Raw genomic sequence first — 14,528 nt, 5'->3', positions numbered from 1 at the left:
GGTGCGGCAGGAGCGGCGGGCCGGGGTTTGGGCGCGGCGAGGCGGGCGCCGGAGGGGCGCTCCGGCCGCCCTCGCCTCGCACCGCGCGAGCTGGACGTGCTGACCTGCGTTGCGCTGGGCGCCACCAACGCCGCGGCGGCGGACCGCCTCGGCATACGCCCGGAAACCGTCAAGGGCTACCTCCGCTCGGCCATGCGCAAACTCGGCGCCCACACCCGCCTGGAGGCGGTCGTAACAGCCCGCCGAGCAGGCCTGATGCCATAACACCAACCGGCTACCACCGGGTTGCGGTGGGCAACAGTCCGCCACGCTGTGGGCAGCCGGTGCGCCAGCACGTCGTGCATCTCCCGGGCGATCTCCTCCCGCGTCCGTCGCTGCGCCTCCTCCTCGGCCCGCTCGGCGCGCTCCCGCAGCGAGGCGATGACCTGCCGCCGGGACCGGATGAACAGCCCCCAGCCGATCGTTCCGGCGATGAGCGCGAAATAGGTGAGGGCCGCTCCGGTGGCCGGCTGGTCCGGATCCGGCCCGCCCGCGAGGAACACCGGCAGGGGCGCGAACGCGAGCATCGCGACCCAGCCCGTCGTACGCGGTGGGCGCAGGGCGGCGACGGTAAACAGGGCGACCATGATCGGCCCGGTCACGTAGTGCGAGAGCGCCCCGGTCAACAGCAGCACGACGGCCAGCTGGACCGGCCACCGCCTCCGTAGGAACAGGGCCGCGCAGGCCAGCGCGCCCGCGCTCTGGTCGGCGATCAGCTCCGCGCGCGACAGGTCCAGTTCGTGCACCACCGACTCGGAGGCGAGCACGGAGAATCCTGCCGCGAACAGGAACAGGCTGATGTCCGCGAACCAGTCGCGGGGCGTACGGCGCATAATCGACGAATCTACGTCGCCCCCGGCCCGGGGCGGTACGCGCGGGCCCGCATCACCGACTTCGGAACGACAGCCCCCGCGCAGGTCGAGACTTTGGTCGGACCGCCGGATCCCGACGACCGATACCGCCGCCGACCTGCGGTTTCTACGCTCGCACCATGAAGACTCTGCTCGGCGTCCTGTGCTTCGTCCTGATCTCCCAGGGCATCGGCGGCCTCGCCTACGAGTTCACCGACGGCTGGTTCCGCATCTGGGCCCTGGTCCACAGGATCCCCTTCCTGGACGGCTACGAGACCTACGCGAGCGTCGCCCTGCTGACCTTGGGCGTGGCGGTGGGCGCGGCCACGGAGTCCCTGGGGAAGGCCGCGGCATCCCCTGGGAAGAAGGAGCGCACCGAGTAACCGAAGGCTGAGCCGCCGGGAGACCGAGCAGCCGGGGGATGGCGCTTTACTCACTGATCCGCTCTACCCGCCGACGCGGACTACTCGCCGATGCGGATGACCGCCAGCGTGATGTTGTCCGGACCGCCCGCGTCCATCGCGGACTTCCACATCTCGAACGCCGCCCGGCCGTCGGCATGTTCGCGCAGGACGTCGCCGAGCGCGTCGTCCGGTACGGGGTCGGTCAGGCCGTCCGTGCAGACCAGGTGGCGGGTTCCGGCGGCCAGCGGGGCGCTGGAGACGTGCGGTTCGACGGGGGTGAAGTCGGGGGTGCCGCCGAGGGTCTGGGTGACGACGGCGGTGGTGCGCTGCCCGGGCGCGAGCGGCGGGTTGTCGTCCACGCTGAGCTCCCGCAGGGCCCCGCCCTCGCCCGCCGGATTCTCGCCGTCGCCTCCGGCCGCGGCCCCGCCCTCGTCCGCGGCGCCGTCCATCGCGTACACCCGGCTGTCGCCGACGTTGAACGTGAGCACCGACGCCTCGGTGACGACGACGCCCGCGACCGTGGTGCCCATCATGATCAGGTCGGGGTCGTCGTCGGCGGCCGCGTAGACCGCGCGGTTGCAGCCCTCCAGGGCGTCCCGTACGGCCTCCTCGCTGTCCAGGTCGGGGCCGATCCGCGAGAGCCTGCGGACCACCATCGCGCTGGCCACCTCGCCTGCGGGGTGCCCGCCGAGGCCGTCGGCGACCGCGACGACGAGCGGGGTGCCGAGCGGGAACAGCAGGGTCTGCGGGCTCTCGGTGACGGTGCTGCACAGGGTCCACGGCCCGACGACGAGGCTGTCCTCGTTGCGGTCACGCTGGAGCCCGGTGTGGCTGAGCGCGCTCACGACGATGTAGGCCATGGCTGGTCGTCGCCTTCCGCGAGGGGCTTCCCCTTCCTTCCATTGTGCGGCGCCGACCGGGGAAGCGCGGATCCGGCGGAGGCGACGGGGCCCGCCCCGGCGACAGGTGCGGCGACCGGGGCGGCTGCCGCCGGGGCCTCCGCCGGGCGGGCACGGGCCCGCGCTTCTCCGGTCGTCGTCTCCGCCCTCGCACGTACCAGCGAGGCCTCGTCTCCGCCCTCCGCCCGTACCTGTGAGGCCTCTGCGCCGCCCCCGCACGTACCTTTCGCGCCGTATATCCTGCGAGGGATCGCGTACGAGGCCACCAGGCAGGAGCCATGACCGAGCGCCGTGTCCGCCGCCCCCGGCTCCCCGGCCGCAGGGCCGCCTGGCTGCGCTCCGCGTCGAAGCGCCCACGCCCCGTGAAATCCGCCGCACCCCCGGCGGCCGAGCCCGCGCAACCGAGCCCTGCCGCCCTCGCCGCACCGCCTGTCGGCCCGGACGACGGCAGCATCGTGCACGCCGCGCTCTACCGGGACGGCGTCCGCGTCGGTACCCCGGCCACGCTCCCCGAGACCCTGCACGAGCTGCGGGAACTGCGCGGCGGCATGGCCTGGATCGGGCTGCACCGGCCGACCGAGGAGGAGGTCATCGCGCTCGCGGAGGAGTTCGACCTGCACCCGCTGGCGGTCGAGGACGCCTTGGAGGCGCACCAGCGCCCGAAGCTGGAGCGCTACGGCGAGACGCTCTTCGTGGTGCTGCGCGCCGCGCGCTATCTCGACGCCCCGGAGGACATCGAGTTCGGCGAGCTGCACGTGTTCGTCGGCCCGGACTTCGTCATCACCGTCCGGCACGGCGCCGCCCCCGACCTCTCCGCGGTCCGCCACCGCATGGAAGAGAGCCCGGAACTGCTGAGCCTGGGCCCGGAGGCGGTGCTGTACGCGATCCTGGACGCGGTGGTCGACGGGTACGCGCCCGTGGTCGCGGGCGTCCACAACGACATCGAGGAGATCGAGGCCGAGGTCTTCCTCGGCAACCCCGAGGTCTCGCGCCGCATCTACGAACTCGCCCGCGAGATCGTGGAGTTCCAACGCGCCGCCCGGCCCATGGTGGGCATGCTCAACGGGCTGATGGCGGGCTTCGCCAAGTACCGCACGGACGAGGAGCTCCAGCGCTATCTGCGCGACGTGGCCGACCACGTCACGCACACCAGCGAGCGGGTGGACGCCTCCCGCCAGGCCCTGGCCGACATCCTGACCGTCAACGCCACGCTGGTCACCCAGCAGCAGAACGCCGAGATGCGCGCCCTGGCGGAGGCGGGCTTCGAGCAGAACGAGGAGATCAAGAAGATCTCCTCCTGGGCCGCCATCCTCTTCGCCCCGACCCTCGTCGGCACGATCTACGGCATGAACTTCGACGAAATGCCCGAACTCCACTGGGCATTCGGCTACCCCTTCGCCATCCTCCTCATGGCCGTCGTCTGCATCAGCCTCTACTTCGTCTTCAAACGGCGCGACTGGCTGTGAGCGGTCGACGGGCGGGCTGGGCGAGCGCCGGGCACCCCGGCTCTCACCTCCCGGTGCGTCGTCTGAAGCCACGCCTAACTTTCGACACATGGCGCACCTAACTTTGGCGCCTTCCTGAGCATGACTTCCGACGCCCGATGCCTTCTCCAGACGCACATAGCGTGGATGGTGCCACCGAGGAACTCCCAGGTGCGCGGATCTACTTCTGTGAGGAACAAGAATGAGCACCAAGCGCATCGTGATCGGCGCCACGGCTGTCACCGCTGCGGCGGTCTCCCTTTTCACGGGCACGACCAGCGCCTACGCCCACGGCTTTGTCACTCCGGACTCTTCGGCGTGTGCCGCGGGAAGCACGGCCGGCGGTGACCTCAGCTCGCGCCAGAACATGCAGCAGAACATCCAGAAGGGGTACGCGGCTGCCACCGGCGACCGGCAGTCTTTCGAAGCGCTGGCGGACGACTTCGACAGCCGGAAACTGGACGGCAAGATCGCCACAGCTGGGAAGGACATCAAGGGCGACGAGCGCCTGAACGAGCAGACGCCGACGATGTGGGCGAAGCAGGACTTCCAGCTCGGTCAGACCGTGACGGTCGGCTGGTGCTTCACGGCCCCCCACAAGACGGCCGGCTTCGACTACTACATCACCAAGAACGGCTGGGACCAGAGCAAGCCCCTCACCCGCGACTCCTTCGAGAAGGAGCCCCTGCTGAGGATCGACGGACACGGTCAGCCCCCTGCGGCCGGCCTGCACCGGCTCCAGCTGCCCAAGGACCACACCGGCTATCACGTGATCCTCGCCAAGTGGAGCATCAGCGACACCAACCCGCGCACCGCCTTCTACAACGTGGACGACATCAACATCAAGGGCGGCAACGGGAACCAGGAGCCGCCCACCTCGCCCGGCCAGCAGGGCACGGGTAATGACACGGCCACCGAGCCCCCGACCACCCGCGTCGAGCCCCCGACCACCCACGTCCATGACCACGACGGCCCCACCACGCCGGACTCTTCCCTGCCGGTGTGGGACTCCAAGCTGAAGTACGCGAAGGGCGACCGGGTCACTTACAACGGGACCACGTACGAGTGCGTGCAGAGCTACCAGGGCAACGGTGACCCCAACTGGATCAACAGCCTCGCCCTGTGGAAGCCGGTGAACGGCTGAGAACCAGGACGGTACGGCTCAGCCGCACCATCCCAAGGGGCCAATCCTGCTGATTCGGCCCCGAAGTAGGCGCGGTGAAGGGGGCGCTCGAGAGAGCTTGTCCCCTTCACCGCGCCACTTTGATCCTGCCCACGGCAGGAGGGACATGAGTCCGACCGCCGCTTCGCAGGAAGCGGCGGTCTTCTCACATCGAACAGCGATGTCAGTTGGCGGGGACGGCGGCTGGGGTGCCGTCGGTGCGGAGTGGGATTCGGCGGGTGACGGCCGCGGCCGCGCCGCGCTTGAGCGGGGTCTGCTCGGTGTTCACGCTGATGGAGACCCCCTGGCCGCCCGAGAACGTCCCGGCGGCCCGGGCGTTGACTCCGCCATCGAAGATCTCGTAGCCGTGGAGGTCGATGAGTCCGTTCGCCCGGACGGCGTTGAACACGTCCTGGATCTGGGGGAACCACAGCCAGTGCAGGTCGCCGTCGTGGTTGAGGTCGACCTTGTTGTTGAACCAGACGGCGACGCGGCCCGTCAGTGCGACGCGGGCCGTCCAGTCGATGTCGTACTGCTGCGTGCCCACCACCAGGGCGGCCTCGACCATGGACAGGGGCGGGATCCGCAGAGGGAGGTCCACGTTCCAGTTCTGCGAGGTGCTGTGGGTGAACTCCTGGGTGGCGGAGAGGTTGGTCTGAATCGTGGTCGAGCTACCGACGCTGGCGACCGCCGGTATGGTCGCCTCGACTGTCGTCGTGACACCGATCGACAGCGATTCGGTCACGGATATCCGGAAGGTCTGTTGCGTGGTCAGACCCTGCCGGTACGTGACCATTTGCTCCAGGTCGGTGCCGTTGCGGTAGTTCGTCACCACGGAGGTCACTTCACCCGGCACCGGGGAAGGGGCACCGGCGTCGTAGGCGATGCCGGTGTAATCCGTGGCGACCTGGTGCCGGTGGTAGTTGCGGAGTTCGCTCTTCCGCCCGTAGTCCGTGGACTCGGTCCAGCGGCAGCCGCCCGACTGGGGAAACTGCGACTGGGCCATCCAGCGGCCCCAGGCATCGGTGATCTCCTGAAGGGAACGCGGCGCCTTGGCCGATTTCCGGTCGGTCGGCCGGCCGTCCGTCGCGGCAGGAGCCCCTGTCGAGGGCGTCGCGGCACGGGCGACTCCCGTCGAGGTGGTGGCGGCCACTCCGGCCGCCGCGGTCAGTGCGAGGGCGCTGCGCCTCGTCATCCGGGACATCGTGTCAGTCCTTCTCGCGAAAAGGGACTTGCTTCGGATTCGGTGAGTGGAGTCGGTCATGGGTCCCAGCGGCCCGGGCCGCCCCGCCGGCGAGTACGACGGCGGTGTCCGCAGCCCGGACTGTCGATCTCCGATACGCGATCGATCTCCGGTACGCGATGACGAGGAGGGCGCATTCGCCGCGGAGGTTGCGCAGGGTTTCGGCCAACGCTCCCTCGCCGGCGCCCCCTCGCCGGCGGGCAGGTGGGCCGTGGGCTCGTCGAGGAGCAGGATCCGGGGGCGGGGCAGGACCGCACGAGCGACGGCGATCCGCGGCGCTCCGGTTCCGGCTCGATGTCCTTTTGGGACGGGCCTGTTGACCGGCCTTGAGGAGACCTTCTCGTTCCCACCGTGGGCGGGGGCAGTGGGAAAAGGAACCTTTCAACTCGCCGAAGGATGACTCGAATCCAGCCGTTGGTCGTGGGCGCGCACGCTTGTTCCCGGTCCGGCTGGCGAAGTCACGCTTCGTCAGAGGACCGGGAACAGAGGGTTCTTGTGGGTGGCGCGCTGCCCGTATGGTCCTGACGTAATGTCAGGATGAGCCATGGGGCCGCCTGGCCGGCGCGTGCTCCCGCCGCGTGCACGAACAGCCGGTCGTACAGGCCGCCTGCGTACACCTGCGTACGCCTTCCCGGGGAAGGTCTGACGCTCGTCTTCAGCGCCGCGCTCAACGGTCCGGCACGGCTGTGGGAGTCCCCCCACCCTGAAACCGGGGGCTGCGCCCCCTCGGGCGCCGGGCGGGCTGGAAGCTACGCCACCGAGTCGATCCGCCCCGCCATCGGACCCGCCCCGTCGTGGTGGATCGGGGTGTGGGCGCCCGTCAGGGGGGCGCCCGTGCCGCCGCGGCGGGAGGCGATGATCTCGGCGGCGATGGACAGGGCCGTCTCCTCGGGGGTGCGGGCGCCCAGGTCCAGGCCGATGGGGCTGTGCAGGCGGGCCAGTTCGAGCTCGGTGGTGCCCGCCGCGCGCAGCCGGTCGAGCCGGTCGAGGTGCGTACGCCGCGACCCCATCGCACCGACGTAGGCGACCGGCAGTTTCAGCGCCCGCACCAGCAGCGGCACGTCGAACTTCGCGTCATGGGTGAGGACGCACAGCACCGTACGGGTGTCCAGCAGGCCCTCGGCCTGCTGCGCGTCCAGGTAGCGGTGCGGCCAGTCCACCACGATCTCGTCCGCCTCGGGGAAGCGGGCGGCCGTGGCGAAGACGGGCCGCGCGTCGCAGACCGTGACGCGGTGGCCGAGGAACTTGCCGGCCCGCACCAGCGCCGCGGCGAAGTCGATCGCCCCGAAGACGATCATCCGGGGCGGCGGTACCGAGGACTCGACCAGCAGGACCAGCGGCTGCCCGCAGCGGCTGCCGTCCGCGCCGATCTCCACCGTGCCCGTGCGCCCCGCGTCCAGCAGCGCGACCGCCTCGCCCGCCGCCGTGCGGTCCAGCTCGGGGTGGCCGCCGAGCGTCCCCTCGTACGTGCCGTCGGGCCGTACGAACAGGGCGTTGCCCAGGAGTCCGGCCGGGCCCTCGACGATCCGCGCGACCGCCGCCGCCTCCCCTCTCGCGGCGGTGGCCAACGCGGTGCCGAGGGTGTCCCGGCCCGCTCCCCGAGCGCGTACCGGCGTCACCAGGATGTCGATGACGCCGCCACACGTCAGGCCGACGGCGAACGTGTCCTCGTCGCTGTAGCCGAAGCGTTCGCGTGCCGACTCCCCTGTTTCCAGGGCCTGTTGGCACAGTTCGTACACCGCGCCCTCCACGCAGCCGCCGGAGACGGAGCCGATCGCCGTGCCGTCGGCGTCGACGGCGAGGGCCGCGCCGGGCCGGCGGGGCGCGCTGCCGCTGACGGCCACGACCGTGGCCACCGCGAAGTCGCGGCCCTGCGCGCACCACCGGCTGAGTTCCTCGGCGATGTCCAGCATGGCGATCACCTCTCCTTTACGGATACGTGAAGGGCACGGTCCGCGCTACTTGGCGCCGAGCCAGTGCTCGATGGGGCTGAGGGCGAAGTAGACGAGGAACACGGCCGTCAGCGCCCACATGAACGCCCCCGGCTCGCGCCACTTGCCCTGTGCGGTCTTGATGGCGGTGAAGGAGATGACGCCCGCGCCGACTCCGGCGGTGATGGAGTAGGTGAACGGCATCAGGGCCACCGTCAGGAAGACCGGGATGGCGACCGCGCGGTCGCCCCAGTCCACGTGGCGGGCGTTCATCATCATCATCGCGCCGATGACGACCAGGGCCGCCGCCGCGACCTGACCGGGCACGATCTGCGCGAGCGGGGTGAAGAACAGCCCGCCGGCGAAGAGCAGGCCCGTGACGACGCTCGACAGGCCCGTGCGGGCGCCCTCGCCGACGCCGGTGGCCGACTCGATGAAGACGGTCTGGCCCGAGGAGCCGGACACACCGCCGATCGCGCCGCCCGCGCCGTCGATGAACAGCGCCTTGCTCAGGCCCGGCATCCGGCCGCGGCTGTCGGCGAGCCCGGCCTCGGTACCGACGCCGATGATGGTGGCCATCGCGTCGAAGAACCCGGCCAGCACCAGCGTGAAGACGATCATGCCGACGCTCATCGCACCGAGCTCGCCCCAGCCGCCGAACTCGACATGGCCGAACAGCCCGAAGTCGGGCGTCGAGACCGCGCTGTCGGGCAGCGCCGGCACGGTCAGGCCCCAGCCCTTGGCGCCGAGCCCGGACACGGCCTCGACGACCATCGCGAGGGCGGTGCCGGCGACGATGCCGATGAGGATGGCGCCGGGGATGTTCCGGGCCTGCAGCATGAAGATCAGCAGCAGGGTGACCGCGAAGACCAGGACCGGCCAGCCGGTCAGCTGGCCGCCGGCGCCGAGCGCGACCGGGGCCGAGCCCTTCGGGTCGCCCTTGCCGACGAAGCCCGCGTTGACCAGGCCGATCAGCGCGATGAACATGCCGATGCCGATGGTTATGCCGTGCTTCAGCGCGAGCGGGATCGCGTTCATGATGACCTCGCGCAGCCCGGTCACCACCAGCAGCACGATCACCAGACCGTAGATCACGCACATGCCCATGGCCTGCGGCCAGGTCATGTGGGGGGCCACCTGCGTGGCCAGCACGCCGGAGACGCTGAGCCCGGCGGCCAGGGCCAGCGGCACCTTGCCGATGAAGCCCATGAGGAGGGTGGAGACCGCCGCCGCAAGCGCCGTGGCGGTGATCAGTCCGGCGCTGGAGAGCTTGTTGCCGTCCGCGTCGGGGCCGGACAGCAGCAGCGGGTTGAGCAGGAGGATGTACGCCATCGCCATGAAGGTGGTGATGCCGCCGCGCACCTCCCGCGCGACCGTGGATCCGCGATCGGAGATGTGGAAGTACCGGTCGAGCCAGGACCGGCCGGCGGGCTGGCGCGAGCCTCGGCCCGCGTCCTCCGCCGCGGTCCGCGGCTCTACTGACGATTGGGTCATGGTGCCTGTTCTCCCAAGGTTCATAGGGACACCCGCGCGCACGGGGCGCAGACTGCGGGATTTGGGATGGTGATGGGCTGCACGACCCGGGGAACGGCCCGAGACGAACGGGGATGACCGCGAGCGGGGCGATCGTTGGCTCCGGGCGGTGCGGGAGGGACGGACAGGACACCATCCGCACCGCCCGGAGGGCTTTTACGGGGTCACGCGGGTCACGGTTCAGGGCACGGTTCAGGTCCCGGTGATGTGCTCGGGGCGTACCGGTACGCGCGCGAGGGCCAGCCCGGTGGCCTGGCGGATCGCCGCCACGACGGCCGGGGTGGAGGACAGGGTGGGCGCCTCGCCGATGCCGCGCAGCCCGTACGGGGCGTGGTCGTCGGCGAGTTCGAGCACATCGACCGGGATGGTCGGGGTGTCGAGGATGGTGGGGATCAGGTAGTCGGTGAAGGAGGGGTTGCGGACCCGGGAGGTCTTGGGGTCCACGACGATCTCCTCCATGACCGCGAGCCCCAGGCCCTGGGTCGTACCGCCCTGGATCTGGCCGACCACGGACAGCGGGTTGAGGGCCTTGCCGACGTCCTGCGCGCAGGCCAGTTCGATGACCTTGACCAGGCCGAGTTCGGTGTCGACCTCGACGACGGCGCGGTGGGCCGCGAAGGAGTACTGGACGTGGCCCTGGCCCTGCCCGGTGTGCAGGTCGAACGGCTCGGTGGGACGGTGGCGCCACTCCAGTTCGAGGTCGATGGCCGCGTCCTCCAGCACGTCCACCAGGTCCGCGAGGACCTCGCCGCCGTCGGTGACGACCTTGCCGCCCTCCAGGAGGAGTTCGGCCGTGGCCCAGGCGGGGTGGTACGTGGAGAACTTGCGGCGGCCGATCTCCAGCACCTTCTCGCGTACGGCCTCGCAGGAGTTCTTCACCGCGCCGCCGGTGACATAGGTCTGGCGGGAGGCCGAGGTCGAGCCGGCCGAACCGACCTGGGTGTCGGCGGGGTTGATGGTGACCTGGGTGACGCCGAGCTCGGTGCGGGCGATCTGGGCGTGCACGGTGACACCGCCCTGGCCGACCTCCGCCATCGCCGTGTGCACGGTCGCCACCGGCTCACCGTTGACCACCTCCAGCCGGACGCGGGCGGTGGAGTAGTCGTCGAAGCCCTCGGAGAAGCCGACGTTCTTGATGCCGACCGCGTAGCCCACACCGCGTACGACGCCCTCGCCGTGCGTGGTGTTGGACAGGCCGCCGGGCAGGGCGCGCACGTCGGCGGACTCGCCGGCGCTCTCCCACTGCTTCTGCGGCGGCAGCGGCATCGCCTTGACGCGGCGCAGCAGTTCGGCGACCGGGGCCGGGGAGTCCACGGGCTGCCCTGTGGGCATGACCGTGCCCTGCGACATGGCGTTGAGCTGCCGGAACTCGACCGGGTCCAGGTCCAACTCGGCCGCGAGACGGTCCATTTGGGCCTCGTAGGCGAAGCAGGCCTGGACCGCGCCGAAGCCGCGCATGGCGCCGCAGGGCGGGTTGTTGGTGTAGAGGGCGATGGCCTCGATCTCGACGTCGTCGATGACGTACGGGCCCACGCTCAGCGACGAGGCGTTGCCGACGACGGCCGGGGAGGCGGAGGCGTAGGCGCCGCCGTCCAGCACGATCCGGCACTTCATGTGGGTGAGCTTGCCGTCGCGGGTGGCGCCGTGCTCGTACCAGAGCTTGGCCGGGTGGCGGTGGACGTGTCCGAAGAAGGACTCGAACCGGTTGTAGACCATCTTCACCGGCTTGCCGGTGCGCAGCGCCAGCAGGCAGGCGTGGATCTGCATCGACAGGTCCTCGCGGCCGCCGAAGGCGCCGCCGACGCCGGAGAGTGTCATGCGCACCTTCTCCTCGGGCAGGCCGAGGACGGGGGCGATCTGGCGGAGGTCGGAGTGCAGCCACTGGGTGGCGATGTAGAGGTCGACGCCGCCGTCCTCGGCGGGCACGGCCAGGCCGGACTCGGGGCCGAGGAAGGCCTGGTCCTGCATGCCGACCTCGTACTCGCCGCTGACGATCACGTCCGCGCGGGTCCGCGCGGCCTCGGCGTCGCCGCGGACGATGGGCTGGCGGTGCACGATGTTCGGATGCGTGACGTGGCCCGAATGGTGATCGTCGCGGCCGGGGTGCAGCAGCGGGGCGTCCGGGGCGGTCGCGGAGGCCTCGTCGGTGACGACGGGGAGTTCGGCGTACTCGACCTTGATCTTGGCGGCCGCACGGCGGGCGGTCTCCGGGTGGTCGGCGGCGACCAGCGCCACCGGCTCGCCGTGGTGGCGGACTCGGCCATGGGCCAGCACCGGGGTGTCCTGGATCTCCAGACCGTAGTTCTTCACCTCGGTCGGCAGGTCCTCGTAGGTCAACACCGCGTAGACACCGGCCTGTTGGAGGGCCTCGGAGATGTCAATGGAGCGGATCTCGGCGTGCGCGTAAGGGCTGCGGAGGGTGTGGCCCCACAGCATGTCCTCGTGCCAGAGGTCGGAGGAGTACGCGAACTCGCCGGTGGCCTTCAGCGTGCCGTCGGGGCGCAGGGTGGACTCGCCGATGCCGCCCCTGGTCTGGCTGCCCTGGGTGAGGTTGGTGGGTGTACGGGTGACGTCGCCCATGGTCAGGCCCCCTGTCCGGCCGTGGCGGCCTCGCCGCGGGCGGCCGCGAGGCGCACCGCGTCGAGGATCTTCTCGTAGCCCGTGCAGCGGCACAGGTTGCCCGACAGGGCCTCGCGGATGTCGGCGTCGGTCGGCTCGGCGTTGCGCTCCAGCAGCTCGTCGGCGGCGACCAGCAGGCCCGGGGTGCAAAAGCCGCACTGCACGGCGCCCGCGTCGATGAACGCCTGCTGGATGGGGGCGAGTTCGCCCTGCTCGCCGGTCTGCGAGTCGGTCCCGGCGGGCTCGGCCTGCCAGCGCTGGGCGTCGCCCACGCTCGTACCGCCGTTGCCGCAGGCGCCGGAGGCGCAACCGCCGCTCTCCGCGCGCTGCTTGGCATAGTCGGCCAGGCCCTCGACCGTGACGACCTCCCGGCCCTCGACCTGTCCGGCCGCCACCAGGCAGGAGCAGACCGGCACACCGTCGAGTCGCACCGTGCACGAACCGCACTCGCCCTGCTCGCAGGCGTTCTTCGAACCGGGCAGCCCCAGACGCTCGCGCAGCACGTACAGCAGGGACTCGCCCTCCCATACGTCATCGGCCTCGTGCGGACGGCCGTTGACCGTGAAGTTCACGCGCATCGTTCGTTCCCCTCAGTGGCGCGGCCGAAGCCGCGGTACTCGTCCCAGGTCCAGCCGAGTGTGCGGCGCGCCATGACGGTGACCGCGTGGCGCCGGTACTTCGCGCTGCCCCGTACGTCGTCGATCGGATTGCAGGCCCCGGCGGCCAGCTCGGCGAACTGCCGCGCCACCGACGGCGGAACGGTCCTGCCGCTCTCCCAGAACCCGCCCTCTTCGAGCGCCGCCGCGAGGAACTCCTCGGCCTCCCGGGCGCGTACGGGCGTGGGCGCGGCCGAACCGATGCCGGTGCGGACCGTCCTGGTGTCCGGGTGCAGGGCGAGGCCGAAGGCGCACACAGCGATGACCATCGCGTTGCGAGTGCCGACCTTCGAGAACTGCTGCGGCCCTGCGGCCTTCTTGATGTGCACGGCCCGGATCAGCTCGTCGGCGGCGAGCGCGTTGCGCTTCACCCCGGTGTAGAAGTCGTCGATCGGGATGAACCGGGTGCCGCGCACGGACGCGACCTCGACCTCGGCGCCCGCGGCCAGCAGCGCGGGGTGCGCGTCCCCGGCCGGGGACGCGGTGCCGAGGTTGCCGCCGACGCCGCCGCGGTTGCGGATCTGCGGGGAGGCCACGGTGTGCGAGGCCAGGGCGAGACCCGGCAGCTCGGCGCGCAGGTTCTCCATGATCAGGGTGTATGGCACGGAGGCCCCGAGCCGGACGTTCTCCTCGCCGACCTCCCACTCCCGCAGCTCGGCGACGCGGTTCAGGTCAAGCAGGTACTCGGGCCGCCGGTGGTCGAAGTTGATCTCGACCATCACGTCGGTGCCACCCGCGATGGGCACAGCCGTGGGGTGCTCGGCCTTCGCGGCGAGCGCCTCCTCCCAGCTGGCGGGGCGAAGGAAGTCCATGAGTGGCTCTCTTCTCGGTCTTCTGCGGTGATCTGGAGGCAGGGTGATCTGGGAAAATGGTGCGGAAACCGGCTCAGGGCCAGGGTGGTGGCCGATACCCGCCGGTTCGTTCATGTCCTGTTAACGCGCCGTGAAGTCAGTACACCGAGGGGCGCCCGCCCGGGTGCAGTCACCGAAACCATGAAGCGATTGGCTGGCCAGGCCTCAGGTCTTGTAGATTCGAACGAAAGACGAGGACCTGCAACCTCGCGGTATTCCACTGGCAACAGATCGGCGGGGCGACGAGATGCGGCTGCGCGCACTCCTGGAGACCGAGACGCTTGGTCTGCGCCTCCTCGGCGGCGAGGACGAGCTGGACCGCACCGTGCGCGGCGTGATGACCACCGATCTGCGTGACCCGAGCCGCTATCTGTCCGGCGGTGAGCTGGTGCTGAGCGGTCTGGCGTGGCGGCGCGAGCCGAGCGACTCCGAGCGTTTCGTACGGATCCTGGCCCAGGCCGGGGTCGCGGGGCTCGCGGCGGGCGAGGCGGAGCTGGGATCGATTCCGGCCGATCTGGTGGCGGCCTGCGCCCGCAACCGGCTGCCGCTGTTCGCGGTGAGCGAGGACGTCGCCTTCGCGGTGATCACCGAGTACGTGGTGCGGCAGGTGTCCGGCGAGCGGGCCGGCGACCTGGCCGCGGTGGTGGACCGCCACCGGCGGCTCATGACCTCCGGCCCCGCGGGCGGCGGCCCCGAGGTCGTGCTCGACCTGCTCGGCAGCGACCTCGACCTGCGAGCCTGGGTGCTGTCGCCGTCCGGCCGCCAGGTGGCGGGGCCGGACACGGCGGACGCGGCCGGGGCGAGAGCCGCCGGATCGACCGCCGGATCCGAGGCGCCGGGCGCGGGCGCCGTGTCC

At 71.1% G+C, this 14,528-nt stretch carries 13 protein-coding genes; 5 read left to right on the top strand and 8 right to left on the bottom strand.

Annotation, left to right across the window (positions count from 1 at the left end; genetic code table 11):
• Nucleotides 1-264 (top strand): response regulator transcription factor (locus AOK16_RS25390; RefSeq protein ID WP_169790875.1); only part of this gene is annotated, 264 nt, incomplete at its 5' end.
• On the opposite strand, the gene AOK16_RS08445 is transcribed toward AOK16_RS25390, so the two are convergent.
• Nucleotides 177-872, bottom strand: coding sequence for a sensor histidine kinase (locus AOK16_RS08445; protein ID WP_055471616.1), 696 nt, complete (start codon nucleotides 870-872; stop codon nucleotides 177-179). The genes AOK16_RS25390 and AOK16_RS08445 overlap by 88 nt on opposite strands.
• 158 nt (nucleotides 873-1,030) lie before the next feature.
• Between AOK16_RS08445 and AOK16_RS08440 the strand changes: the two genes are divergently transcribed.
• Complete coding sequence (locus tag AOK16_RS08440; protein ID WP_055471615.1) at nucleotides 1,031-1,273, top strand: hypothetical protein; 243 nt, start codon at nucleotides 1,031-1,033, stop codon at nucleotides 1,271-1,273.
• Nucleotides 1,274-1,353: 80 nt separating this feature from the next.
• On the opposite strand, the gene AOK16_RS08435 is transcribed toward AOK16_RS08440, so the two are convergent.
• Nucleotides 1,354-2,154, bottom strand: a complete 801-nt coding sequence (locus AOK16_RS08435; protein WP_055471614.1) for a PP2C family protein-serine/threonine phosphatase — start codon at nucleotides 2,152-2,154, stop codon at nucleotides 1,354-1,356.
• Between the two features lie 317 nt (nucleotides 2,155-2,471).
• Here AOK16_RS08435 and AOK16_RS08430 point away from each other — a divergent pair, with 317 nt between their 5' ends.
• Nucleotides 2,472-3,659, top strand: a complete 1,188-nt coding sequence (locus tag AOK16_RS08430; protein ID WP_055471613.1) for a magnesium and cobalt transport protein CorA — start codon at nucleotides 2,472-2,474, stop codon at nucleotides 3,657-3,659.
• Between the two features lie 220 nt (nucleotides 3,660-3,879).
• Nucleotides 3,880-4,821 carry a lytic polysaccharide monooxygenase gene (locus AOK16_RS27105; protein ID WP_055471612.1) on the top strand — a complete coding sequence of 314 codons (942 nt, stop codon included), beginning with the start codon at nucleotides 3,880-3,882 and terminating at the stop codon, nucleotides 4,819-4,821.
• 202 nt (nucleotides 4,822-5,023) lie between these two features.
• Here the strand turns inward: AOK16_RS27105 and AOK16_RS08420 are convergent, their stop codons facing one another.
• The 6 genes from AOK16_RS08420 to AOK16_RS08395 all read right to left on the bottom strand — a co-directional run bounded on the left by AOK16_RS08420 (nucleotide 5,024) and on the right by AOK16_RS08395 (nucleotide 13,633).
• The gene (locus AOK16_RS08420) at nucleotides 5,024-6,034 is read right to left on the bottom strand and encodes a cytotoxin leucocidin (protein WP_157859147.1); all 1,011 of its coding nucleotides are present in this window, start codon (nucleotides 6,032-6,034) and stop codon (nucleotides 5,024-5,026) included.
• 797 nt (nucleotides 6,035-6,831) lie between these two features.
• Entirely contained in the window at nucleotides 6,832-7,995 is a 1,164-nt protein-coding gene (locus AOK16_RS08415) for an XdhC family protein (RefSeq protein WP_055471617.1), read from the bottom strand.
• A gap of 45 nt (nucleotides 7,996-8,040) precedes the next feature.
• Nucleotides 8,041-9,507 carry an NCS2 family permease gene (locus AOK16_RS08410; protein WP_055471610.1) on the bottom strand — a complete coding sequence of 489 codons (1,467 nt, stop codon included), beginning with the start codon at nucleotides 9,505-9,507 and terminating at the stop codon, nucleotides 8,041-8,043.
• A gap of 231 nt (nucleotides 9,508-9,738) precedes the next feature.
• Entirely contained in the window at nucleotides 9,739-12,126 is a 2,388-nt protein-coding gene (pucD, locus tag AOK16_RS08405; protein WP_055471609.1) for a xanthine dehydrogenase subunit D, read from the bottom strand.
• Nucleotides 12,127-12,128: 2 nt separating this feature from the next.
• Entirely contained in the window at nucleotides 12,129-12,743 is a 615-nt protein-coding gene (locus AOK16_RS08400; RefSeq protein ID WP_055471608.1) for a (2Fe-2S)-binding protein, read from the bottom strand.
• Complete coding sequence (locus tag AOK16_RS08395) at nucleotides 12,734-13,633, bottom strand: FAD binding domain-containing protein (protein ID WP_055471607.1); 900 nt, start codon at nucleotides 13,631-13,633, stop codon at nucleotides 12,734-12,736. The genes AOK16_RS08400 and AOK16_RS08395 overlap by 10 nt, the downstream gene beginning before the upstream one ends.
• 286 nt (nucleotides 13,634-13,919) lie before the next feature.
• Between AOK16_RS08395 and AOK16_RS08390 the strand changes: the two genes are divergently transcribed.
• On the top strand, nucleotides 13,920-14,528 hold a 609-nt coding region (locus AOK16_RS08390; protein WP_169790874.1), incomplete at its 3' end, for a PucR family transcriptional regulator ligand-binding domain-containing protein.

It is taken from the genome of Streptomyces pathocidini, from assembly GCF_001418495.1.
Lineage (GTDB): Bacteria > Actinomycetota > Actinomycetes > Streptomycetales > Streptomycetaceae > Streptomyces > Streptomyces pathocidini.
This window is presented reverse-complemented; position numbering and strand designations above follow the sequence as displayed.